Origin of the sequence: Streptococcus fermentans, from assembly GCF_040888305.1 — a bacterium.
GTDB classification, from domain to species: Bacteria; Bacillota; Bacilli; order Lactobacillales; family Streptococcaceae; genus Streptococcus; species Streptococcus fermentans.
The window spans coordinates 61,368-82,492 of the sequence record NZ_JBFNFG010000006.1; the positions used below are offsets into that span (position 1 = coordinate 61,368).

Here is a 21,125-nt window from a genome sequence, read left to right on the forward strand (position 1 = left end):
AAGATGATTAAAAGAGTAGTTTGTTTAATCTTACTAGTCCTTACCTTCGTGATGATTCCTACAAATATCGGAGCAAGTTCTCAACCTCTTCCCAGTGGTCGTTTGACCGGAGAAGAATTAGCGATGGAATATGCTCAGGAAGGTCAGATTTCAGTTGAGAGGGCTAAAATTATCTTATCTATCGGCTTGTCAGATAGTAAGGCAAGGACCTATCGAATTCTCTCTGAAAAGCTTATCGTCAATCCTGACTATGAAGCTAGAGTCAAGTTTTACTGTCGAACAGATGAAAGTGGACAATTTAGAGGAATCACGAAACTCTTAGCTGCAAGTCTGGTCAACAAGGACGGGGATAAGGAAGCTCCTTTTACAGGGAATCTTTTTGCCTACCTAGAAGATCCAAATCGTATTTTTTACATGGTTTCAGGAGAATTCTACCATAAAGGATTCAACAAAGAACAGCTCTATCAGAGAGAAGGAGGGCGGATGCTTGAAGTCATTTATGATTTCATGGATGATACAAGTACTGGTTTACCTTTATTTTTAGAGACCAAACTAAGTTTTTAAAATCGGCCGATACACTTTTGGTCGATTTTTCTCTTGTTTAATAAATCAAAAAAAGATATAATTTGAAAATAAAATAATTTAATTTTCGTTGTAAATTTAAAGGAGTGGTTATGAATCATATTCTCTATCAAGTTCAAGACGATTTAGCGATACTAACTTTAAATCGTCCTGAGGTGGCCAATGGTTTTCATATTCCTATGTGTCAAGAAATTCTAGAAGCATTGGAATTGGCTGAAAAAGATGCTTCGGTTTCGTTTGTTCTCATTAATGCTGCCGGCAAAGTCTTCTCTGTTGGGGGCGATCTAGTAGAAATGAAACGTGCTGTCGAAGAGGATGATATTGCCTCCCTCACCCAAATTGCGGAGTTGGTAAATACGATTTCTTATAAGATTAAACAAATTCCTAAACCAGTCATTATGGAGGTGGATGGAGCAGTTGCTGGGGCAGCAGCTAATATGGCTTTGGCAGTTGATTTCTGTATTGCTTCTGACAAAGCTAAATTCATCCAGGCCTTTGTAGGTGTGGGCTTGGCTCCAGATGCGGGAGGTTTATTCTTGCTTACACGATCACTTGGTGCGACTCGGGCAACGCAATTAGCTATGACGGGTGAAGCTTTCACAGCAGAAAAAGCACTGGAAGCTGGAGCTGTCTATCGTCTTTGTGCTAGTGATCAATTAGAAAAGACAAGAGAGCAACTATTGAAGAAGTTGAGACGAGGTTCTTCCAACTCCTATGCTGCTGTTAAGAAGTTAGTCTGGGAGAGCGAATTTAAGCAGTGGCACGAGTACGCACAGCTAGAATTGGAATTGCAAAAATCTCTATCTTATACGGAAGATTTCAAAGAAGGTGTTCGTGCACATTCTGAGAGAAGACGTCCAAAATTTGTCGGGAAATAAAAAAATACTTGCACAATTCTTTGAAGTTTGATATACTTTTTTTGTCAAATGTTTTGATAGTTAAACTTTTTTGATAAGGGAGGGAAGAGAATTGGACTACCAACGGATCAATGACTATTTAACATCTATTTTTAATAACGTCCTGGTGATTGAGGAAGTAAGTTTGCGAGGTAGTCGTTTCAAGGACATCTCTATCAAGGAAATGCACACGATTGATGTGATTGGTAAGTTTCCAGATGTGACACCAAGTCAAGTGTCCAAAGAGTTGATGGTAACTCTAGGAACAGTGACAACTAGCTTGAACAACTTGGAACGAAAAGGTTACATCGAACGTTTACGTTCAGATCAGGATCGTCGTGTAGTACATCTGCATTTGACCAAGAAAGGTCGACTCGTACATCGTCTCCATAAACGTTTCCACAAGGCCATGGTCGAAAGAATTATCGAAGGCATGAGCCCAGAGGAAATGGATGTCATGAGTAAAGGTTTGACCAATCTTTATCAATTTTTGGAGGATTTGAAATAATGGCTTTTGCAAAAATAAGCCAGGTTGCTCATTATGTACCAGAGCAGATTATCACAAATGAGGATTTAGCTCAGGTTATGGATACGAGTGATGAATGGATTTCAAGTCGAACTGGGATTAAGGAACGTCGCATTTCTAAGACAGAATCAACTGGAGATTTGGCAACGGCAGTTGCAAAACAACTCCTAGAGAAGTCAGGGATTTCTGCTGAAGAGTTGGATTTTATCATTCTAGCTACGATGACACCTGACTCGATGATGCCTTCAACAGCCGCTCGTGTTCAGGCTAAAATCGGCGCTCATAAGGCTTTTGCCTATGACTTAACAGCTGCCTGTAGTGGCTTTATCTTTGCCCTATCAACTGCAGAGAAGTTTATCTCTTCGGGAGTTTATCGTAAGGGTCTAGTTATCGGTAGTGAAACCATGTCAAAAGCTTTAGACTGGTCGGATCGCTCAACAGCTGTCCTATTTGGAGATGGAGCTGGGGGCATCTTGTTAGAAGCAAGCGAAGAGCCACATTTCCTAGCGGAGAGTCTCAATAGCGATGGTTCGCGTAGTGAGTGTTTGACCTTTGGACAGACTGGTTTAACTTCACCATTTTCAAATCAAGAAAAACCCGATGCTTTCTTGAGAATGGATGGCCGAGCAGTTTTTGATTTTGCGATTCGAGATGTTGCTAAGTCTATAAAAAATACCATAGAAGAGAGTCCTCTGTCGGCAGAAGAACTAGACTATCTCTTGCTTCATCAAGCTAATATTCGCATTCTAGATAAGATGGCTAGAAAGATCGGTGTAGATCGAGACAAGCTTCCTGCCAATATGACCAAGTATGGAAATACCAGTGCGGCAAGTATTCCGATCCTACTTTCAGAGTGTGTAGAGGAAGGGCTCATTCGTTTAGATAGTAGCCAAAAAATTCTCTTGTCAGGCTTCGGCGGAGGTTTGACATGGGGCACGCTTATTGTTACAATTTAGGTAATCATGTGGTGAACACATTGTTATAAAAACTATTTATTTTAAAGGAGTCTATCATGGCAGTATTTGAAAAAGTACAAGAAATTATCGTTGAAGAACTTGGGAAAGACGCATCAGAAGTAACACTTGAATCTACTTTTGATGATTTGGATGCAGATTCATTGGACTTGTTCCAAGTGATCTCAGAAATCGAAGATGCTTTTGATATCCAAATCGAAGCTGAAGACAACTTGAAAACAGTTGGTGACTTGGTTGCTTACGTTGAAGAGCAAACAAAATAATTAAAATAAATGAAGAAGGAGTAGGGGGGACCCGCTCCCTCTTGTTTAGGTAATAGTTTGACTGTCAAATTATAATGTAGTCGAACTATTACGTAAGCAAGACATATGGAGGCACTATGAAAACACGTATTACAGAATTATTGAATATTAAATATCCTATCTTCCAAGGTGGAATGGCCTGGGTGGCAGATGGTGACCTTGCTGGAGCTGTTTCAAAAGCAGGTGGTCTAGGTATCATCGGTGGAGGAAATGCTCCTAAAGAAGTGGTTAAGGCTAATATCGATAAGATTAAATCTTTAACAGACAAGCCTTTTGGTGTCAACATTATGCTTCTGTCTCCATTTGTTGATGATATTGTTGACCTCGTCATTGAAGAAGGGGTTAAGGTAGTCACAACTGGCGCAGGAAACCCAAGTAAATACATGGAGCGATTCCATGAAGCGGGAATCACCGTTATTCCAGTAGTTCCTAGTGTTGCTTTGGCTAAACGGATGGAAAAAATCGGTGCAGACGCTGTTATTGCAGAAGGTATGGAAGCAGGTGGACACATCGGTAAATTAACGACCATGACCTTGGTTCGTCAAGTTGCAGCTGCTGTTTCAATTCCTGTTATCGCTGCTGGTGGTATTGCAGACGGTGAGGGAGCTGCAGCTGGATTTATGCTTGGTGCAGAAGCTGTGCAAGTAGGAACTCGTTTTGTAGTTGCTAAAGAATCAAATGCTCATCCAAACTATAAAGCTAAAATTTTAAAAGCTCGTGATATTGACACAACGATCTCAGCACAACATTTTGGACACGCAGTTCGTGCCATTAAAAACAAATTGACTCGTGATTTCGAGCAAGCTGAAAAAGATGCCTTCAAACAAGAAAATCCAGATTTAGAAATCTTTGAACAAATGGGCGCAGGAGCCTTAGCTAAGGCTGTTGTCCATGGTGATGTGGATGGCGGTTCAGTGATGGCTGGTCAGATTGCAGGTCTGGTTTCGAAAGAAGAAACTGTTGAAGAAATCTTAAAAGATATTTACTACGGTGCAGCTGAAAAGATTCAAGCAGAAGCTGCTCGTTGGGCAGGAGTTACAAGAAATGACTAAAACAGCCTTTCTATTTGCAGGTCAAGGAGCCCAGTACCTAGGAATGGGGCATGAACTCTATGACCAATATGCTATCGTCAAGGAAACAATTGACCAAGCTAGCCAAGTCTTGGGGTATGACCTTCGTGACTTGATTGATAATGATGAAACAAAGCTACATCAGACTCGTTACACGCAACCAGCTATTTTAGCTACGTCCGTTGCTATTTACCGACTACTAAAGGAGAAAGGTTATCAGCCTGATATGGTGGCAGGTTTGTCTCTTGGAGAATATTCTGCCCTGGTAGCTAGTGGTGCACTGGATTTTGAAGATGCAGTGGCTCTAGTTGCTAAACGTGGAGCTTATATGGAAGAAGCAGCACCTGCTGGATCAGGAAAAATGGTAGCTGTGCTTAATACACCGGTTGAAGTAATTGAAAAAGCTTGTCAAGAAGCCTCTAAACTTGGTGTTGTAACTCCAGCTAACTACAATACTCCAAGTCAGATTGTTATTGGTGGTGAGGTAGTGGCGGTAGATCGTGCAGTTGAACTTTTGCAAGAGGCAGGAGCAAAACGCTTAATTCCGCTAAATGTTTCTGGACCTTTCCATACAGCTTTATTGGAATCTGCTAGTCAAAAATTAGCTCAAGCCCTAGAAGATGTTGAGTTTAGTGACTTTGTTTGTCCACTTGTTGGCAATACAGAAGCAAAGGTCGTGGAAAAAGAACGAATTGCTGAACTCCTGACTCGTCAAGTTAAGGAACCCGTTCGCTTTTATGAAAGTATTGCAGTCATGCAAGAAGCTGGTGTGACGCGTTTTATAGAGATCGGTCCTGGGAAAGTTTTGTCTGGATTCGTCAAAAAGATTGATAAAACTGCTCAACTTGCAAATGTGGAAGATCAAGCAAGTTTACAAGCACTCTTAGAAAATTAGACCAAACTGGTAGAAGTTCTGAAAGGAGAAAAATGAAACTAGAACAGAAAAATGTCTTTATTACAGGCTCAAGTCGAGGAATTGGTCTTGCCATTGCTCATAAATTTGCCAGCTTGGGAGCCAATGTTGTCTTGAATAGTCGTGGTGAAATCTCCGAGGAGCTTCTAGCCGAATTTAAACCATACGGAGTGAAGGTCCTTGCTATTTCTGGTGACGTTTCTGATTTCGCGGACGCAAAGCGTATGGTGGACCAAGCCATTGAAGAGCTGGGTTCAGTTGATGTTCTCGTTAATAATGCTGGGATTACTCAAGACACTCTCATGCTTAAGATGACAGAAGAAGATTTTGAGAAGGTCTTGAAAGTCAACCTGACAGGCGCTTTCAATATGACACAATCAGTCTTGAAACCGATGATAAAAGCACGCGAAGGTGCTATCATCAATATGTCTAGTGTCGTTGGTTTGATGGGAAATATCGGTCAAGCAAACTACGCTGCTTCCAAGGCAGGTTTGATTGGATTTACCAAATCGGTAGCACGTGAGGTTGCCAATCGCAATGTGCGTGTCAATGCCATTGCTCCAGGAATGATTGAATCAGATATGACTGCAGTTCTATCTGATAAGGTGAAAGAAGCTATGTTGGCACAAATTCCGATGAAACAATTTGGCCAAGCTGAGCAAGTCGCAGAGGTGACAGCCTTTCTTGCAAGCCAAGATTATCTAACGGGACAAGTCCTTGCAATTGATGGTGGACTAACCATGCAATAAGAGTTAAAATAGAGGTATAAAAATGAAACTAAATCGAGTAGTAGTAACAGGTTATGGATTAACATCTCCGATCGGGAACACACCAGAAGAATTTTGGAACAGTCTTAAAAATGGAAAGATTGGAATTGGTGAAATCACCAAATTTGATCACAGTGCTTTTGATGTTCATAATGCGGCAGAGATCCAGGATTTTCCGTTTGATAAATACTTTGTAAAAAAAGATACCAATCGTTTTGATGACTATTCTTTGTATGCCTTGTATGCAGCTCAAGAAGCAGTGAACAATGCTAATCTTGATGTAGAGACTCTTGATAAAGACCGCTTTGGTGTCATCGTTGCATCAGGTATCGGTGGAATTAAAGAAATTGAAGATCAAGTGCTTCGACTTCATGATAAGGGACCAAAACGTGTAAAACCATTGACACTTCCAAAAGCTTTGCCAAACATGGCTGCAGGAAATGTTGCTATGCGCTTTGGGGCAAATGGGATTTGTAAATCTATCAATACAGCTTGCGCTTCATCAAATGATGCTATCGGAGATGCCTTCCGTTCTATCAAATTTGGTTTCCAAGATATCATGCTGGTTGGTGGTTCAGAATCATCTATTACTCCATTTGCCATTGCTGGTTTCCAAGCCTTAACAGCTCTTTCAACAACAGAGGACCCAAATCGTGCTTCTATTCCATTTGATAAGGATCGTAATGGATTTGTCATGGGTGAAGGATCAGGTATGTTGGTTCTTGAAAGTTTAGAGCATGCTGAAAAACGTGGTGCAACTATCTTAGCTGAAGTTGTTGGTTACGGTAACACTTGTGATGCCTATCATATGACTTCACCACATCCAGAAGGACAAGGTGCTATTAAAGCTATCAAACTTGCCTTGGAGGAAGCTGAGATTACACCAGACCAAGTAGCCTATGTCAATGCTCATGGCACATCAACTCCTGCTAATGAAAAAGGGGAGAGTGGTGCTATCGTAGCAGTTCTTGGTAAGGAAGTACCTGTATCTTCAACCAAGTCATTTACTGGACACTTGCTTGGTGCAGCTGGTGCAGTTGAAGCCATTGCAACAATTGAAGCAATCCGTAACAACTATGTACCAATGACAGCCGGAACAACAGAATTATCAGACTACATTGAAGCAAATGTTATTTATGGACAAGGCGTGGAACGTGAAATTCCTTATGCTATCTCAAACACTTTTGGATTTGGTGGGCATAATGCAGTTCTTGCTTTCAAACGTTGGGAGAATAAGTAAAGATGAATTTAAATGAAATCAAAGATTTGATGGCACAATTTGACCAGTCAAGCTTGAGAGAATTTTCTTATAAAAATGGAACGGATGAGTTACTCTTCAGTAAGAATGAAGCAAAACTTGTTGCAGAAACAAGTCCAGCACCTCAACCTGTGGTTCCAGTAGTTGGAACTACAGTAGCACCTCAAGCTCCAACTTCAACACCAGCTGTAGAAGTAGTTTCAGAAACAAGCGCTACGGAATCTGTAGCTGAAGGAGATCTAGTAGAGAGCCCACTTGTCGGAGTTGCTTACTTGGCTGCGGGACCAGACAAACCTAATTTTGTTTCAGTCGGTGATACTGTTAAAAAAGGCCAAACCTTGGTCATCATCGAAGCCATGAAGGTCATGAACGAAATTCCAGCACCTAAAGACGGTGTCGTAACAGAAGTTCTTGTTGCTAATGAAGAAATGGTTGAGTTTGGGAAAGGCTTGGTACGTATCAAATGATTGATATTCAAGGAATCAAAGAAGCTTTGCCACACCGCTATCCCATGCTCTTAGTGGATCGTGTCTTAGAAGTTAGCGAAGATACAATTGTTGCCATTAAAAATGTGACGATTAACGAACCTTTCTTCAATGGACATTTTCCTCAATACCCAGTTATGCCAGGAGTCCTCATTATGGAAGCTTTGGCACAAACAGCAGGTGTTTTGGAATTATCAAAACCTGAGAACAAAGGGAAGCTCGTTTTCTATGCTGGTATGGACAAAGTCAAATTTAAGAAGCAAGTTGTTCCTGGTGATCAGCTTGTCATGACAGCAACGTTTGTCAAACGTCGTGGCACAATCGCCGTAGTAGAAGCGAAGGCAGAAGTAGATGGTAAGCTTGCAGCAAGCGGGACTCTGACCTTTGCTATTGGAAACTAGGGAGGTTTTCCATGTTTCGTAAGATTTTAATTGCCAATCGTGGTGAAATTGCTGTTCGTATTATTCGTGCGGCACGAGAATTAGGAATTGCCACAGTCGCTGTTTATTCGACTGCTGATAAGGAAGCTCTCCACACGCTTTTGGCTGATGAGGCTATCTGTATCGGCCCTGGGAAGGCTACAGAATCTTATCTGAACATCAATGCTATCCTTTCAGCTGCGGTCTTGACTGAAGCTGAAGCCATTCACCCTGGATTTGGTTTTTTAAGTGAAAATTCCAAATTTGCCACCATGTGTGAAGAAGTCGGTATCAAATTTATCGGACCATCAGCTCGTGTCATGGATATCATGGGGGATAAAATTAACGCCCGTGCTCAAATGATTAAGGCTAATGTTCCCGTCATTCCAGGTTCAGATGGAGAAGTCCATACTGCAGAAGAAGCGCTTGCTGTTGCCGAAAAAATTGGTTATCCAGTTATGCTGAAAGCTTCAGCTGGAGGTGGTGGTAAAGGGATTCGTAAGGTTGAAAAAGCAGAAGATCTTGTTTCAGCCTTTGAAACAGCCTCTAGTGAAGCTAAAGCCAACTTTGGTAATGGAGCTATGTACCTAGAGCGTGTGATTTATCCTGCTCGACATATTGAAGTACAGATTCTTGCTGACCAAATGGGGCATGTTATTCACCTAGGTGAGCGTGACTGTTCGCTTCAACGGAATAACCAAAAAGTTTTAGAAGAAAGTCCTTCAATTGCTATCGGGAAAACACTTCGTAATGAAATTGGTGCTGCAGCTGTTCGTGCAGCGGAGTCTGTAGGCTACGAAAATGCTGGTACGATTGAATTCCTACTAGATGAAGCAAGTGGGAAATTCTACTTTATGGAGATGAATACGCGTGTCCAAGTGGAACACCCAGTAACCGAATTTGTTTCTGGTGTGGATATTGTCAAGGAACAAATCCGTATCGCAGCAGGTCAACCATTGACTTTGAAGCAAGAAGATATTGTTCTAAAAGGACACGCCATTGAGTGTCGAATTAACGCAGAAAATCCAGCCTTTAATTTTGCACCAAGTCCAGGTAAGATTACCAATCTTTATCTACCGAGTGGTGGTGTCGGCTTGCGTGTTGACTCTGCAGTTTATCCAGGTTATACCATTCCGCCATACTATGATAGTATGATTGCTAAAATTATTGTTCATGGCGAAAATCGTTTTGATGCTCTCATGAAAATGCAACGAGCTCTTTATGAACTCGAAATTGAAGGGGTTGTCACCAATGCTGATTTCCAACTCGATTTGATTTCAGATCGTCGAGTGATAGCAGGTGACTACGATACTTCATTCTTGATGGAAACTTTCTTACCACACTATCAAGAAAAAGAATAATGTAATACTCTTCGAAAATCTCTTCAAACCGCGTCAGCTTCGCCTTGGATTATATATGTGACTGACTTCGTCAGTCTTATCTACAACCTCAAAGCAGTGCTTTGAGCAACCTGCGGCTAGCTTTCTAGTTTGTTCTTTGATTTTCATTGAGTATAAAAATAGTATAAGACTGAAAAGGGNGCGGCTAGCTTTCTAGTTTGTTCTTTGATTTTCATTGAGTATAAAAATAGTATAAGACTGAAAAGGGGGATGTATGGCTCTATTTAGTAAAAAAGATAAATATATTCGAATCAATCCCAATCGTTCGACTGTAAATCAACCTCAGATCAAGCCAGAGGTTCCAGATGAGCTCTTCTCCCAATGTCCAGGTTGCAAATATACGATTTACCAAAAGGATTTGGGGAGTGAGCGTATATGCCCTCACTGTGGCTATACCTTCCGTATTTCAGCTCAAGAGCGTTTAGCTTTAACCATTGATATGGGTACGTTTTTGGAAATGTTTAAAGGGATTGAGACTCAGGATCCTTTGAATTTTCCAGGCTATCGTAAAAAATTGACTTTGATGCGTGAAAAGACAGGTCTTGATGAGGCTGTTGTAACAGGAACAGCTTTGATTAAGGGAGAGAAGGTTGCCCTTGGCATCATGGATTCTAACTTTATTATGGCGTCAATGGGGACAGTTGTTGGTGAGAAAATCACTCGCTTGTTCGAATATGCGACCGCTGAAAAATTACCTGTCGTATTGTTTACAGCTTCTGGCGGAGCACGCATGCAGGAAGGAATCATGAGCTTGATGCAGATGGCCAAAATCTCTGCAGCAGTCAAACGTCATTCCAATGCAGGTCTCTTTTATCTGACAATCCTTACAGACCCGACGACTGGAGGAGTAACAGCTTCCTTCGCTATGGAAGGGGATATCATCTTGGCAGAACCCCAAAGTTTGGTAGGTTTTGCTGGACGCCGTGTGATTGAAAATACAGTAAGAGAAGACCTACCAGAAGACTTCCAGAAAGCAGAGTTTCTTCTAGAGCATGGCTTTGTAGATGCAATTATTAAACGGCGAGAATTGCCAGATACGATTGCTCGATTAGTAAGGTTACATAAGGGGGATTGTTGATGAATATTGCAAAAATCGTCAGAGAAGCACGTGAACAAACCCGCTTAACTGCCTTGGACTTCGCAACAGGAATTTTTGATGATTTTATTGAGCTGCATGGGGACCGCTCCTTCCGTGATGATGGTGCTATTATTGGTGGTATCGGTTGGTTGGGAGACCAAGCAGTGACTGTTGTTGGAATCCAAAAAGGTAAAAGTTTACAAGATAATCTTAACCGTAACTTTGGTCAACCTCATCCTGAAGGTTACCGAAAAGCCCTTCGTTTGATGAAGCAAGCAGAAAAGTTTGGTCGTCCAGTTGTAACCTTTATCAATACTGCGGGTGCCTATCCTGGTGTAGGAGCAGAAGAACGTGGTCAAGGTGAAGCCATTGCTCGTAACCTCATGGAGATGACCGACCTAAAAGTGCCCATTATCGCCATTATTATCGGAGAAGGTGGCTCTGGTGGAGCTCTAGCTCTAGCAGTGGCTGACCATGTTTGGATGCTAGAAAACTCTATCTATGCAGTTCTCAGTCCCGAAGGCTTTGCTTCCATCTTGTGGAAAGATGGCACGCGTGCCATGGAAGCAGCTGAGTTGATGAAAATCACTTCCCATGAACTTTTGGAGATGGAAGTCGTAGATAAGGTTATTTCAGAGAGAGGCCTCTCTGCCAAAGAGCTGCTAGCTCGTGTAAAAAATGAACTTCAAACAGAAATTGAACAATTAAAACAATTACCGTTGGAGAAACTTTTGGAAGAGCGTTATCAACGCTTTAGAAAGTATTAAAAAGTAAGCTAGAACTAAAAAAGGTTCTAGCTTTTTGGTTTCTCTCAAAAATTCATTTCAGGATTAAAAATTGACAGTTGAGGAAATGGAACTGAGAGTCGTTAAAAAAAGATGTATATTATATAATAAGGAATGATCATCTATAAGTGCTACAGAGAATAGACTTAGTTTTTATAGATTTTATGCTGTGTTTGGTCAGTATGTAACTGATAAACTGAATAAGGGGGTGTTATTTTTTTCCTCCATCAAGGTAATTTAAATTTTTTAAGGAGTGAGTATGAAAAAACTTTGGCATTTGGGAGTCTATACATTCTTTATATTCCTCTCGGTTTATCTACTAGAGTTTAGTAGTCTTCATCTGACTAAGTTTTTAGGATGGGGGATAGATGGTTATTATAGCATTTCAGCAGTTGGGGAAGTAACTCTTTTAGTGATGTTTGTCTGCTGGTTAAAAAAGAAAAAAATGCTCTATATTCTTGAAAAAAAGGGCTCGAAGAAGTCAAGATTCTTTTACCTTGTAATAAGCCTAGTGGCTACTTATTTTGTTCGTCAGTTGTTGAATACTTTTCAGTTACAGTTTCATCACTTAATTGATAACAAGTTTATTTTTCAAGACCTTATTTCGACTTTATATTCAAATGGACAACCTACTTTTTTAGCGACTATTTTCTACTTTATATCTAGTGTTATCATTGCTCCTATATTTGAGGAGAGCGTTGATAGAGGATATTTTATGAATACCTTCTTTCCAAACTCTAAGTATTATCTGGATGTTTTCTTATCAGCCCTTATTTTTGGAATCAGTCATTTGGTGTTTTCCCATCGAGATCCCATCAGTTTGATGTTTTATAGTTTAGGAGGCCTTTTCTTTGCTCTTGTCTACCGTTGGACAAAGAATCTAAAAATCACAATCCTGTGCCATAGTTTTTTCAACTTTCTCACTTATGCCAAGCCCATCTGGATTTTTGTTTATAATTATGTCTATTACCACTTTTTTAGATAGTGGAAGGCAAAGAAAAAAGTGTTTGATAATTGTCAAACACTTTTTCTATATTATTTAATCTTCTTCTGTCACAAATTGACTAAGGAGTCCATTGATGAAACGGGCTGACTTTTGATCTGAAAAGCTCTTAGCAAGTTCAATAGCTTCGTTAACAGCTACGAGTTGAGGAGTATCAAATGAAGTGATTTCAAAAACTCCTAGGCGTAGTAAATTCTTTTCTACCAAAGTCAGACGATCGATGGTCCAACCGGTTTTCAAATGTTGAGTAATTTGTTTGTCCAGATCATCCTTTTTAGCTTGGACACCAGAAACGAGCTCTACAAGGAAGTTAGGAAGTTGTACGTCTGTATCTTCGCGATCATGTGTGTAGGCGAAGCGACAAGCAGTTTCTAGATCTGAACCAAATTCAAGACTCATCAAGGCTTGGAAGGCACACTTACGTAGTTCACGTCTAGATTCTAATAATGGACTAGTCATTGAGGAAGTCCTCGTCGAATAAGTCTTTCAATTCTGGTTTTGGTGTTTTATCTGGAACGATACCTGCAACGTGAATGTTGACAGCAGAGATTTCAACATCAGCCATGTTACGGACAGCATCCTTAACAGCTTTCTGGATAGCCATAGCAACCTTAGGAACTTTGACACCGTACTCTAGGTAGAGGTAGATATCAGCTGTGAGCTCATCGTTTGCTTCTTTTAGATATACGCCACGACCAAGAGAAAGTTTTGAAAGGGTGTCAGATACTGATTTGTTTGAAAAAGAGTGTACTCCTTCAACTTTCGCAGTTGCAATAGCAATGATTTTTTCAAGTACACGTGGGGCGATGACGATTTCGCCAAGTTGTTCTTCAATTCCCATAGAATGACCTCTTTCTAGTTTCTAGAGATTAGGCGCGAGAAACGTAAGTTCCTTCTGCAGTGTTGATAATCAATTTTTGACCTGCTTCGATGAAGTCTGGAACGTTTACGACAAGACCAGTTTCCATTGTTGCTGGTTTACCAGAACCTGTAACAGTAGCACCTTTGATAGATGGTTGTGTTTCAGCAACTGTCAATTCAACAGTAGTTGGTACAGTTACACCGATTACTTCAGTTCCGTAGAATTGGATTTTTACATCTGAGTTTTCAAGGATGTAAAGCAATTCGTTTTCAACATTCACAACAGGAATTTCGTATTGGTCATAAGTTTCTGTATTCATGAAGTAAGCTGTGTCGTCCATTTTGTACAAGTATTGAGCTGGAACTGTTTCGATGATCGCTTGCTCAAATTTTTCTTCTGGGCGGTAGCTTGTTTCAAATGTTGAACCAGTACGGACATCACGCAATTTCATACGCATGATAGTGTTTCCTTTACCTGGTTTGTGGTGGCTAGCTTCCAAAACGCGGATCAATTTTCCTTCAGCTGTTTCAAAAGTCATACCAGCCTTTAGTTTACTTGCTTCAATCATGTTTTTACCTCTTTAATAAATAGTTTACTCTTTATTGTACCATAAAATGCAATAATTCTCAAATATCAGATGAGCTTGAATTAGTTGACTGGTACGATATTTCCTTCTTCATCTTTAGTTACGAGAACATACTTACCGTCTACCTCGATGTAAAAGTTCTTGCTTGCAGTTTGCCCGTTATTTTGAACAGGAGCTTGAGTTTGGGCTTGTTGGTTGAGTTGACCGCCAAGTGTTTGTCCTAGATTCATTCCCATAATCATGTTCATACCATTGCCATTGCCTTCATTGTTAGCAGCAGCGATGAGAGCTTCATTACGAGCACGACGTTCTTCAATCTCAATCGTATTGTACTTCATAGCGACAAGTTCGCTATCAAGCTTACGGACAATATCTAAGCTTTCTTGATCATAGCTCAAATCTTCAAGTAGAATGTTGGTTGTTTCAATCCCATAAAGTCCAGCCCATACCTTGTTAACTTCTTGTTTTGCTAGCTCATTGAAAGTATCTTGATTGGCATTAAGGCTATAGATATCTACCTTGTTTTCATTGGTAAATTTAGCAATTGCAATGGCAATCTTTGGTGCGATATTTTGTCGAAGTGTTCCTTGAGCTACATCTTGTAATGTAAAAGCTTTATGGTCTTCAATTTGTTGACTGATGGAGCTGACATAGAATAGGACTGGATCAGCAACTTTGATATCAAATAAGCCGTAGAAGCGGATGTTAAGTAATTGTTGATAACGTTCACTGAAGTATTCTACAGCATTCTGTGTACCGAATTTATTTCCGGCAACGGGTTGCATACGAATAAAGATGATTTCTTGTTGGGTAATGACTTGACCACCAAATGAGAAGCGGTTTTTGAAATTTTCCCAAGTACCCTTTAGGCCACCTTTTTCAAGAAGCCAGGCATTGTCTCCAGAACGCCATTCGTGGCTACCAGCTTCTAAAACGTCTCCAAGGAAGGTACCGTTGTTCACTAGAATAGCGACATAGCCTTGAGGAACAATAACGACACTACCATCTGTTAGTAGTCCAGTGTTTTGATTGCTTTGTCTAGATTTGCCATCTGGATCTTTTGAAAGAAGTTGGCCTTTAATGGCCAAAGCATCGGCTGTTAGGTTATTTGGAAGTACGATCGCTTCTTTAAATTTGCTATCGTTGAAACTATTAAGCCCTGAAGATAGGGCGGCACGAATAAATCCCATAATTTCCTCCTAATTATAAAGTTCGTCTTCATCCACAACTTCATAGGTATCAAGAACCCATTGATTTGGACTACGTGTGAGCTCAGCTCCGCAGTATTCACATTGGCTAATAGCTGAGATTTTAAGTGGAGCACCACAGTTTGGACAGTGGTCGCTAACAGCTTCATCTTGAACATTGTTTTCGGTTTGGCTACCATGTTTGCGGATAAAGTTCATTTGATAAACTGTAAATAGATCTTGTTTAGGGTCTCCTTCGATAACCTTACGAGTCTCATCATCGATAACATAGTCTCTGAGTGTAGATGAAAGGATAACCACTAAAGTATCATTTCCATCTGGATTTTCGTAGAAATCTTTAATGCGGATATTTTCAACATAGACTTTTTCTAAAACATTGGTTGTTTTTGCCCGAATATGATCTTCGAGTTGAGTACTATGTTGGGAATAGAGACTAGTACTTTCGAGAGAGCGAACCAAATTCCAATCCTTTTTAGTCCAGGCTGCCTGCAACTGAATATAGACTTCTTTAACCCATGAAGCGAAGGCATCAGCATCAAAGTTTGGATCACCATATTTGACACGATTAACAGCTAGTGTGTTGTGTTCTACTCGGCGATGGCTAGGTGGATTATACCCAGTTGAACTACCGTAAGACTTGCCAGAAGATGAATTCTGGTCGCTTAGATATTTGATGAACATGTAGAGTAAGAAACCTCCAACACCAAACATGATAAGCATGTTCATACCAGTACCTAAAGAACCACCTGAACTAGAGGAGCTACTTCCAGAGCGATAGCTACTTTTATAAGAGGAGCTGCGACTTGAGCTACTGCGGCTGCTACTTCTTGAACTACTTCGGCTAGAGCTACCACTTCGCGAATGGCCAACGCCAGCATCAATTGAGTTAAATGGTGTGAAGAAGAACAACAATAAACAAGTGGCGAGAAGAGTATATAACTTTTTCATATGTCTCCTAACTATGTGAGTACAAAGTGCAAGGCATCAAGCAATGACTGACTTCATCAACTTGTGACAGTTATATTGAGATTGATTATTGATCGTTTTTCAACTTAGCCAATTCTTGGGCAAGTAGTTTAAGAGCGACTTGTGGGTTAGCTTGACCCTTGGTTGCTTTCATGAGGAATCCAGTGAAGGCCTTGTCAGCGTTACGTTTTCCCGACTTGAAGTCGGCAACAGCGACTTCATTATCCGCAAAGACTTGATGAATAATTGGAATCAAAACATCAGGATCTGAGATTTGAACTAAACCAGCTTTTTCTACGTATTCACGCGCTCCACCACCATTTTTAGCTAGGTGAACAAAGACTTTCTTGGCAATCTTAGATGAAATCGTACCATCTTCGATGATGGCAATCATTTCTACCAAGTTTTCTGGTGTCAATTCGATTTGTTCCAGTGTCTTACCTTCGGCGTTCAAGAATTGAGCGACTTCACCTTGGAGCCAGTTAGAAACTTGTTTAGCATCACCACCGAGGGCGACAGCTTTTTCAAAGAAGTCAGAAGTGACTTTGTTTGCAGTCAACTGGCTAGCATCGTAGTCTGATAATCCGAGTTGAGAGACATAGCGAGCACGGCGCTCTTTTGGAAACTCTGGTAACTCCGTACGCATCTCTTCGATCCATTCATCTGAGATTTCAAAGAGTGGTAGGTCTGGTTCTGGGAAGTAGCGGTAGTCTGCAGCACCTTCCTTGACACGCATGAGGATAGTTGCCTTGTTAGCTTCGTCGTAACGGCGTGTTTCTTGGCGGATTTGACCGCCTGAACGAAGGATTTCAGCCTGACGTTGCACTTCGTATTCAAGACCCTTACGCACGTTTGAGAAGGAGTTTAGGTTTTTCAACTCAGTTTTGGTACCAAATTTCTCTTGACCATAAGGACGAAGGGAGATGTTGGCATCCACACGCATGGAACCTTCTTCCATCTTAACGTCGGAAATACCAGCATATTGGATCACTTCCTTGAGGGCTGTTAGATATGCATAAGCTTCTTCAGGAGAACGCATGTCGGCTTCAGATACAATCTCAATCAATGGCACCCCTTGACGATTAAGGTCGACATAAGAGAAACCATCTGTTCCGTGAGTATTTTTACCAGCATCTTCTTCCAAATGGGCACGCTCAATACCGATTTTCTTAGTTGTACCGTCTTCTAGCTCCACTTCAATCCAGCCGTTATAACCGATTGGCTCATCAAATTGAGAAATTTGATAGGCTTTAGGATTATCTGGATAGAAGTAGTTCTTACGGTCAAAGTGCATCTTCTTGTGGATGTCCATGTTGAGGGCAAGAGCTGCTTTGATACCAGCATCGACTACACCCTTATTGAGAACTGGCAGAACTCCTGGGAAAGACCAGTCAATCACGTTGGTGTTGGCATTTTGGTCATTTCCAAAGTGGGCAGATGTAGGTGAGAAGATTTTTGAATTGGTGTTGAGCTCTACGTGGACTTCAAGTCCAATGACTGTTTCAAAGTTCATTAGTTATCACCTCCAAAAATCACGGGTTGTTGTTTGTGGTAGTCTGTTGTTGCTTCAAAAGCAGCAGCAGCTTGGTAGATAGTCTCTTCAGAGTATTTTGGACCAATCAATTGTAGACCGACAGGTAAACCCTGAGCAAATCCTGCAGGAATTGAAATTCCTGGGAGACCTGCCAAGTTGACCGGGATGGTCAAGAGGTCTGCCAAGTACATGGCAACTGGATCGTGGTTGAGTGAATCCAAGTCAAAGGCTACGCTTGGAGCTGTTGGACCAAGGATGAGATCGTAATCTGCAAAGACTTTTTCAAAATCTTGGATGATGAGGGTACGCACTTGACCAGCCTTCTTATAATAAGCATCGTAGTAACCTGATGAAAGGCTGAAAGTTCCAAGCATGATACGACGTTTCACTTCGTCACCGAATCCTTGGCTACGAGTATTAACGTAAATCTCGTCCAAGTTCTTAGCGTCTTCAGCACGGAAACCATAGCGGATACCGTCAAATCGTTGCAAGTTTGATGATGCTTCTGATGAAGCGATGATGTAGTAAACAGCAACCCCATATTTTGAGTGTGGAAGGCTAACTTCTTCCACGATAGCACCTAGTTTTTCAAAGTGTTTGGCTGCGTTGAGGATGGTTTCTTTAACTTCTGGATCAATACCTTCACCAAGGTATTCCTTAGGCAAAGCAATTTTCATGCCCTTGATGTCTTGACCGATTTTTGAAGTAAAGTCGGTAATGCGGACAGGAGCAGAAGTAGAGTCTTTTGCATCTTCGCTAGCAATAGCATTGAGCAAGAGCGCATTTTCCTTAACGGTAGGAGCAAAAGGTCCAATCTGGTCTAATGAGCTACCAAAGGCAATCAGACCAAAACGTGAAACTGTTCCGTAGGTTGGTTTGAGACCGACAATTCCGTTGAATGCAGCCGGTTGGCGGATGGATCCACCTGTATCAGAACCAAGAGACAAACGGACTTGTCCTGAAGCTACAGAAGCTGCGGAACCACTAGATGATCCACCAGGAACCTTGTTGTGGTCCCAGGCATTTTTAGTTGCACCGTAGTAAGATGTTTCACCAGAACCACCCATGGCAAACTCGTCCATGTTGGTTTTCCCAACAACGATCATGCCCTTAGATTTTGCATTGGCAACAGCTGTCGCATCAAAGATTGGTTCGTAGTTGTAGAGCATTTTTGAGGCAGCAGTTGTGAGGATACCGTCTGTAGAGATGTTATCCTTAACAGCAAGTGGAATTCCTGAAAGGACATTGTCAGCGTCAATTCCAGTTTCGTCAATAGCTTTAGCTTGAGCAAGAGCTTGATCTTCAGCGATAGTGACAAAGGCATTGATAGCTTCTTCACGCGCCTTGATATCTTCAAGCGTTGCTTGCGTTAGTTCGGTTGCAGAAATTTCCTTAGATACAAGGAGGTTGTGCAACTCTTCAATGGTTTTATTGTTAAAAGTCATTAGGCATCTCCTCCATCGTCCAGGATAGCTGGTACCTTGATATAGTAATTGTCTTTTTCAGGTACATTTTTAAATAAGCGATCACGGTCAGTTCCCTCTTCGGCTACGTCTGGGCGAAGAACGGTCTTGCGATCTGCCATGGTAGTCGTTGGTTCGACATCAGTAGTGTCGACTTCGTCGAGCAATTCGACCATATCAACAATCTTAGACAAGGTTGTCGCAAACTCAGCAGTTTCTTCTTCTGAGAATTTTAATTTTGAAAGATTGGCAACGTGTGTTACCTCTTCTTGCGTAATTTTCATCTTGCATCCTTTCGTGAAATGATGATTATTTATCTGTTCTATTTTACCATATTTTCCTATAAATAAGGTAAGTCAAGTTGAAAAGAAGTAGAAATTGAAAAAGGATTTTAATTCGATATAATGGTTGAAAATAGAAGCAAGAACAGCATTGGTTTTTAGTCGGCAAACAAGATGGAGACATTTACCGATTCGAATAAGTTAAGGAGAACATATGACAATTTGGGATTTACTTTTTACCAGTAAAAAAACAGTCCCTCCAGACTTGGGGACATGGTACATTTTGTTACCGACTTCTTTGCTAGTCATAGCTGCTCTATCAATTCGCTATGCCTCCTCTAAACCTTATCGAGATTTTTGGTATTGGGGTCAATTGATTCAATTACTGATTATCAACGTTTGGTATATTGCTGCGCGCCTGCCCCTGTCTGAGGCTCTCCCTTTTTATCATAGCCGCATGGCTATGTGGATGATTCTTTTTGCCCCTAATAAGACCTTTTTCAAACAATATTTTGCCTTGGTTGGAGTATTTGGTTCTATTATGGCTTTAGTTTATCCAGTTTTTTATCCGTTTCCTTTCCCTCATGTTTCGTCGGTCAACAATGTTTTCGGACACTGGGCCCTCTTGGCTAACTGCTTGATTTATCTTATTAGATATTATAAAGTTGAAAAAGGGGATACTTGGAAAATATGTCAGATGACCTTTGGTGTCAATGCTATTATCTTTCTAGCCAACCTCTTGACAGGAGGGAATTATGGCTTTTTGAGTATTCCCCCTGTGATTGGGGATCATGGCGCCTTGGTTAATTATTTGATAGTGACCAGTTTGATGACAGGGATCCTCGTCCTTATCAATCAACTCGTTAAATATAAACATAAGAATAGTTAATGTAGTACTGAATTCGTTACCTTAAGGAGATTTTATGCATCATTTTATTACAAGAACCCAAACCACACCACCGCCTATTCCGATTTTCTGGTATTGTGTCATGATAGGCCTTCTTGCCTTGTCTATTTATGCTTCTCTTACTTACTACAAAAATCCCAAATTTGTTCGATTATTTAAGTGGATTCAAATAGCGCAACTGCTAGCTCTTTACACTTGGTATATTGGTTTTAGCATTCCATTTTCGAACAGCCTGCCTCTTTACCATTGCCGTTTGGCCATGTTTGCAGTAGTTTTCTTGCCAGATAAATGGAAAACCAAGCAGTATTTTGCCCTTATGGGGGCTAGTGGAGCAGTATTTGCTTTGGGCTATCCGGTTTTTGATCCATATGATTTCCCGCATATTACCAGTTTTTCATTCCTGATTGGGCATTATGCTCTCTTGGTTAATTCCTTGGTCTATCTCATGAACCACTACGATAAGACCTTACTTAAAAAGTATCGCATTATCGCCTACACTTTTGTTCTCAACCTTTTCCTAGTTGGAGTTAATCAAGTAACAGGTGGGAATTACGGGCTTTTGAATACCACGCCTTTTATCCCAGATGCTCCTATATGGATAAAGTATCTTCTGGTTTCAATCATTCTATCTGCAGCTCTAGTACTCTTTGATATCTTGTTTAAGAAACGTTGGCAAAAGAAAATTGCTCTAGAAACGATTCATCTGTGAAGCGATATTAAGAGTGATAGATATAAATAATCAACAAAAGAATCTGAAGAGCAGGTCTAGTATCTTGACCTGCTTTTTCTTGTGTAAGCAATTGAAAAACTCTCTAAAATCCGATATAATGGAGTGTTGAAAGGAATTTTAGAGTCCGATG

The 21,125-nt window shown here is 40.8% G+C and carries 25 protein-coding genes; 17 read left to right on the plus strand and 8 right to left on the minus strand.

What is annotated here, in order from left to right:
* The first annotated feature begins 3 nt into the window (after nucleotides 1-3).
* The 15 genes from AB2B50_RS06770 to AB2B50_RS06840 all read left to right on the plus strand — a co-directional run bounded on the left by AB2B50_RS06770 (nucleotide 4) and on the right by AB2B50_RS06840 (nucleotide 12,440).
* Nucleotides 4-564: a hypothetical protein gene (locus AB2B50_RS06770; protein WP_320692796.1), complete on the plus strand. Its 561-nt coding sequence runs from the start codon at nucleotides 4-6 to the stop codon at nucleotides 562-564.
* A gap of 110 nt (nucleotides 565-674) precedes the next feature.
* Nucleotides 675-1,460, plus strand: a complete 786-nt coding sequence (locus tag AB2B50_RS06775) for an enoyl-CoA hydratase (RefSeq protein WP_320692795.1) — start codon at nucleotides 675-677, stop codon at nucleotides 1,458-1,460.
* A gap of 91 nt (nucleotides 1,461-1,551) precedes the next feature.
* A complete protein-coding gene (gene fabT / locus AB2B50_RS06780; RefSeq protein WP_000386343.1) occupies nucleotides 1,552-1,986 on the plus strand; it encodes a fatty acid biosynthesis transcriptional regulator FabT in 435 nt (144 codons plus the stop codon).
* Entirely contained in the window at nucleotides 1,986-2,960 is a 975-nt protein-coding gene (locus tag AB2B50_RS06785; RefSeq protein ID WP_320692794.1) for a beta-ketoacyl-ACP synthase III, read from the plus strand. Before fabT ends, AB2B50_RS06785 begins: the two co-directional genes overlap by 1 nt.
* A gap of 56 nt (nucleotides 2,961-3,016) precedes the next feature.
* The gene (locus AB2B50_RS06790) at nucleotides 3,017-3,241 is read left to right on the plus strand and encodes an acyl carrier protein (protein WP_000257840.1); all 225 of its coding nucleotides are present in this window, start codon (nucleotides 3,017-3,019) and stop codon (nucleotides 3,239-3,241) included.
* 116 nt (nucleotides 3,242-3,357) lie between these two features.
* Nucleotides 3,358-4,332 carry an enoyl-[acyl-carrier-protein] reductase FabK gene (gene fabK, locus AB2B50_RS06795; RefSeq protein WP_045763680.1) on the plus strand — a complete coding sequence of 325 codons (975 nt, stop codon included), beginning with the start codon at nucleotides 3,358-3,360 and terminating at the stop codon, nucleotides 4,330-4,332.
* Nucleotides 4,325-5,245, plus strand: coding sequence for an ACP S-malonyltransferase (gene fabD / locus AB2B50_RS06800; RefSeq protein WP_320692793.1), 921 nt, complete (start codon nucleotides 4,325-4,327; stop codon nucleotides 5,243-5,245). The genes fabK and fabD overlap by 8 nt, the downstream gene beginning before the upstream one ends.
* A gap of 32 nt (nucleotides 5,246-5,277) precedes the next feature.
* On the plus strand, nucleotides 5,278-6,012 hold the full coding sequence (gene fabG / locus AB2B50_RS06805) for a 3-oxoacyl-[acyl-carrier-protein] reductase (RefSeq protein ID WP_320692792.1): 735 nt from the start codon (nucleotides 5,278-5,280) through the stop codon (nucleotides 6,010-6,012).
* Between the two features lie 22 nt (nucleotides 6,013-6,034).
* Nucleotides 6,035-7,270 (plus strand): beta-ketoacyl-ACP synthase II, encoded by a 1,236-nt coding sequence (gene fabF, locus AB2B50_RS06810; RefSeq protein ID WP_320692791.1) that lies wholly within the window; start codon nucleotides 6,035-6,037, stop codon nucleotides 7,268-7,270.
* 2 nt (nucleotides 7,271-7,272) lie between these two features.
* On the plus strand, nucleotides 7,273-7,755 hold the full coding sequence (accB, locus tag AB2B50_RS06815) for an acetyl-CoA carboxylase biotin carboxyl carrier protein (RefSeq protein WP_070460151.1): 483 nt from the start codon (nucleotides 7,273-7,275) through the stop codon (nucleotides 7,753-7,755).
* A complete protein-coding gene (fabZ, locus tag AB2B50_RS06820) occupies nucleotides 7,752-8,174 on the plus strand; it encodes a 3-hydroxyacyl-ACP dehydratase FabZ (RefSeq protein ID WP_000565515.1) in 423 nt (140 codons plus the stop codon). Before accB ends, fabZ begins: the two co-directional genes overlap by 4 nt.
* 11 nt (nucleotides 8,175-8,185) lie before the next feature.
* On the plus strand, nucleotides 8,186-9,553 hold the full coding sequence (gene accC / locus AB2B50_RS06825; protein ID WP_070460145.1) for an acetyl-CoA carboxylase biotin carboxylase subunit: 1,368 nt from the start codon (nucleotides 8,186-8,188) through the stop codon (nucleotides 9,551-9,553).
* Nucleotides 9,554-9,806: 253 nt separating this feature from the next.
* Nucleotides 9,807-10,670 carry an acetyl-CoA carboxylase, carboxyltransferase subunit beta gene (gene accD / locus AB2B50_RS06830; protein WP_301559758.1) on the plus strand — a complete coding sequence of 288 codons (864 nt, stop codon included), beginning with the start codon at nucleotides 9,807-9,809 and terminating at the stop codon, nucleotides 10,668-10,670.
* On the plus strand, nucleotides 10,670-11,437 hold the full coding sequence (locus AB2B50_RS06835) for an acetyl-CoA carboxylase carboxyl transferase subunit alpha (RefSeq protein ID WP_320692790.1): 768 nt from the start codon (nucleotides 10,670-10,672) through the stop codon (nucleotides 11,435-11,437). The genes accD and AB2B50_RS06835 overlap by 1 nt, the downstream gene beginning before the upstream one ends.
* Nucleotides 11,438-11,714: 277 nt before the next feature.
* A complete protein-coding gene (locus AB2B50_RS06840) occupies nucleotides 11,715-12,440 on the plus strand; it encodes a CPBP family intramembrane glutamic endopeptidase (protein ID WP_320692789.1) in 726 nt (241 codons plus the stop codon).
* A 54-nt stretch (nucleotides 12,441-12,494) separates the two neighbouring features.
* On the opposite strand, the gene nusB is transcribed toward AB2B50_RS06840, so the two are convergent.
* The 8 genes from nusB to gatC all read right to left on the minus strand — a co-directional run bounded on the left by nusB (nucleotide 12,495) and on the right by gatC (nucleotide 19,361).
* Nucleotides 12,495-12,917, minus strand: a complete 423-nt coding sequence (gene nusB, locus AB2B50_RS06845) for a transcription antitermination factor NusB (RefSeq protein WP_049503062.1) — start codon at nucleotides 12,915-12,917, stop codon at nucleotides 12,495-12,497.
* Nucleotides 12,910-13,299 (minus strand): Asp23/Gls24 family envelope stress response protein, encoded by a 390-nt coding sequence (locus AB2B50_RS06850; protein ID WP_049503061.1) that lies wholly within the window; start codon nucleotides 13,297-13,299, stop codon nucleotides 12,910-12,912. Before AB2B50_RS06850 ends, nusB begins: the two co-directional genes overlap by 8 nt.
* A 28-nt stretch (nucleotides 13,300-13,327) precedes the next feature.
* Entirely contained in the window at nucleotides 13,328-13,888 is a 561-nt protein-coding gene (gene efp / locus AB2B50_RS06855; protein WP_000568646.1) for an elongation factor P, read from the minus strand.
* An 80-nt stretch (nucleotides 13,889-13,968) separates the two neighbouring features.
* Nucleotides 13,969-15,096, minus strand: coding sequence for an SPFH domain-containing protein (locus AB2B50_RS06860; RefSeq protein ID WP_320692788.1), 1,128 nt, complete (start codon nucleotides 15,094-15,096; stop codon nucleotides 13,969-13,971).
* A gap of 9 nt (nucleotides 15,097-15,105) precedes the next feature.
* Nucleotides 15,106-16,062, minus strand: coding sequence for a zinc-ribbon domain-containing transport protein (locus AB2B50_RS06865; RefSeq protein ID WP_320692787.1), 957 nt, complete (start codon nucleotides 16,060-16,062; stop codon nucleotides 15,106-15,108).
* 85 nt (nucleotides 16,063-16,147) lie between these two features.
* Complete coding sequence (gatB, locus tag AB2B50_RS06870; RefSeq protein WP_320692786.1) at nucleotides 16,148-17,593, minus strand: Asp-tRNA(Asn)/Glu-tRNA(Gln) amidotransferase subunit GatB; 1,446 nt, start codon at nucleotides 17,591-17,593, stop codon at nucleotides 16,148-16,150.
* The gene (gene gatA / locus AB2B50_RS06875; protein WP_320692785.1) at nucleotides 17,593-19,059 is read right to left on the minus strand and encodes an Asp-tRNA(Asn)/Glu-tRNA(Gln) amidotransferase subunit GatA; all 1,467 of its coding nucleotides are present in this window, start codon (nucleotides 19,057-19,059) and stop codon (nucleotides 17,593-17,595) included. The genes gatB and gatA overlap by 1 nt, the downstream gene beginning before the upstream one ends.
* A complete protein-coding gene (gene gatC / locus AB2B50_RS06880) occupies nucleotides 19,059-19,361 on the minus strand; it encodes an Asp-tRNA(Asn)/Glu-tRNA(Gln) amidotransferase subunit GatC (protein WP_320692784.1) in 303 nt (100 codons plus the stop codon). Before gatC ends, gatA begins: the two co-directional genes overlap by 1 nt.
* A gap of 211 nt (nucleotides 19,362-19,572) precedes the next feature.
* On the opposite strand from gatC, the gene AB2B50_RS06885 reads away from it, so the two are divergent.
* Both AB2B50_RS06885 and AB2B50_RS06890 read left to right on the plus strand, forming a co-directional pair.
* The gene (locus tag AB2B50_RS06885) at nucleotides 19,573-20,247 is read left to right on the plus strand and encodes a YwaF family protein (protein ID WP_320692783.1); all 675 of its coding nucleotides are present in this window, start codon (nucleotides 19,573-19,575) and stop codon (nucleotides 20,245-20,247) included.
* A 34-nt stretch (nucleotides 20,248-20,281) separates the two neighbouring features.
* On the plus strand, nucleotides 20,282-20,974 hold the full coding sequence (locus AB2B50_RS06890) for a YwaF family protein (protein ID WP_320692782.1): 693 nt from the start codon (nucleotides 20,282-20,284) through the stop codon (nucleotides 20,972-20,974).
* Nucleotides 20,975-21,125 lie beyond the last annotated feature (151 nt).

Excerpts from the sequence above, each read along its gene's own strand:
- AB2B50_RS06770 (WP_320692796.1), top strand. The coding sequence starts at position 4 with ATGATTAAAAGAGTAGTTTGTTTAATCTTACTAGTCCTTACCTTCGTG.
- AB2B50_RS06775 (WP_320692795.1), top strand. The coding sequence starts at position 675 with ATGAATCATATTCTCTATCAAGTTCAAGACGATTTAGCGATACTAACT.
- AB2B50_RS06785 (WP_320692794.1), top strand. The coding sequence starts at position 1,986 with ATGGCTTTTGCAAAAATAAGCCAGGTTGCTCATTATGTACCAGAGCAG.
- AB2B50_RS06790 (WP_000257840.1), top strand. The coding sequence starts at position 3,017 with ATGGCAGTATTTGAAAAAGTACAAGAAATTATCGTTGAAGAACTTGGG.
- fabK (WP_045763680.1), top strand. The coding sequence starts at position 3,358 with ATGAAAACACGTATTACAGAATTATTGAATATTAAATATCCTATCTTC.
- fabD (WP_320692793.1), top strand. The coding sequence starts at position 4,325 with ATGACTAAAACAGCCTTTCTATTTGCAGGTCAAGGAGCCCAGTACCTA.
- fabG (WP_320692792.1), top strand. The coding sequence starts at position 5,278 with ATGAAACTAGAACAGAAAAATGTCTTTATTACAGGCTCAAGTCGAGGA.
- fabF (WP_320692791.1), top strand. The coding sequence starts at position 6,035 with ATGAAACTAAATCGAGTAGTAGTAACAGGTTATGGATTAACATCTCCG.
- accB (WP_070460151.1), top strand. The coding sequence starts at position 7,273 with ATGAATTTAAATGAAATCAAAGATTTGATGGCACAATTTGACCAGTCA.
- fabZ (WP_000565515.1), top strand. The coding sequence starts at position 7,752 with ATGATTGATATTCAAGGAATCAAAGAAGCTTTGCCACACCGCTATCCC.
- accC (WP_070460145.1), top strand. The coding sequence starts at position 8,186 with ATGTTTCGTAAGATTTTAATTGCCAATCGTGGTGAAATTGCTGTTCGT.
- accD (WP_301559758.1), top strand. The coding sequence starts at position 9,807 with ATGGCTCTATTTAGTAAAAAAGATAAATATATTCGAATCAATCCCAAT.
- AB2B50_RS06835 (WP_320692790.1), top strand. The coding sequence starts at position 10,670 with ATGAATATTGCAAAAATCGTCAGAGAAGCACGTGAACAAACCCGCTTA.
- AB2B50_RS06840 (WP_320692789.1), top strand. The coding sequence starts at position 11,715 with ATGAAAAAACTTTGGCATTTGGGAGTCTATACATTCTTTATATTCCTC.
- nusB (WP_049503062.1), bottom strand. The coding sequence starts at position 12,917 with ATGACTAGTCCATTATTAGAATCTAGACGTGAACTACGTAAGTGTGCC.
- AB2B50_RS06850 (WP_049503061.1), bottom strand. The coding sequence starts at position 13,299 with ATGGGAATTGAAGAACAACTTGGCGAAATCGTCATCGCCCCACGTGTA.
- efp (WP_000568646.1), bottom strand. The coding sequence starts at position 13,888 with ATGATTGAAGCAAGTAAACTAAAGGCTGGTATGACTTTTGAAACAGCT.
- AB2B50_RS06860 (WP_320692788.1), bottom strand. The coding sequence starts at position 15,096 with ATGGGATTTATTCGTGCCGCCCTATCTTCAGGGCTTAATAGTTTCAAC.
- AB2B50_RS06865 (WP_320692787.1), bottom strand. The coding sequence starts at position 16,062 with ATGAAAAAGTTATATACTCTTCTCGCCACTTGTTTATTGTTGTTCTTC.
- gatB (WP_320692786.1), bottom strand. The coding sequence starts at position 17,593 with ATGAACTTTGAAACAGTCATTGGACTTGAAGTCCACGTAGAGCTCAAC.
- gatA (WP_320692785.1), bottom strand. The coding sequence starts at position 19,059 with ATGACTTTTAACAATAAAACCATTGAAGAGTTGCACAACCTCCTTGTA.
- gatC (WP_320692784.1), bottom strand. The coding sequence starts at position 19,361 with ATGAAAATTACGCAAGAAGAGGTAACACACGTTGCCAATCTTTCAAAA.
- AB2B50_RS06885 (WP_320692783.1), top strand. The coding sequence starts at position 19,573 with ATGACAATTTGGGATTTACTTTTTACCAGTAAAAAAACAGTCCCTCCA.
- AB2B50_RS06890 (WP_320692782.1), top strand. The coding sequence starts at position 20,282 with ATGCATCATTTTATTACAAGAACCCAAACCACACCACCGCCTATTCCG.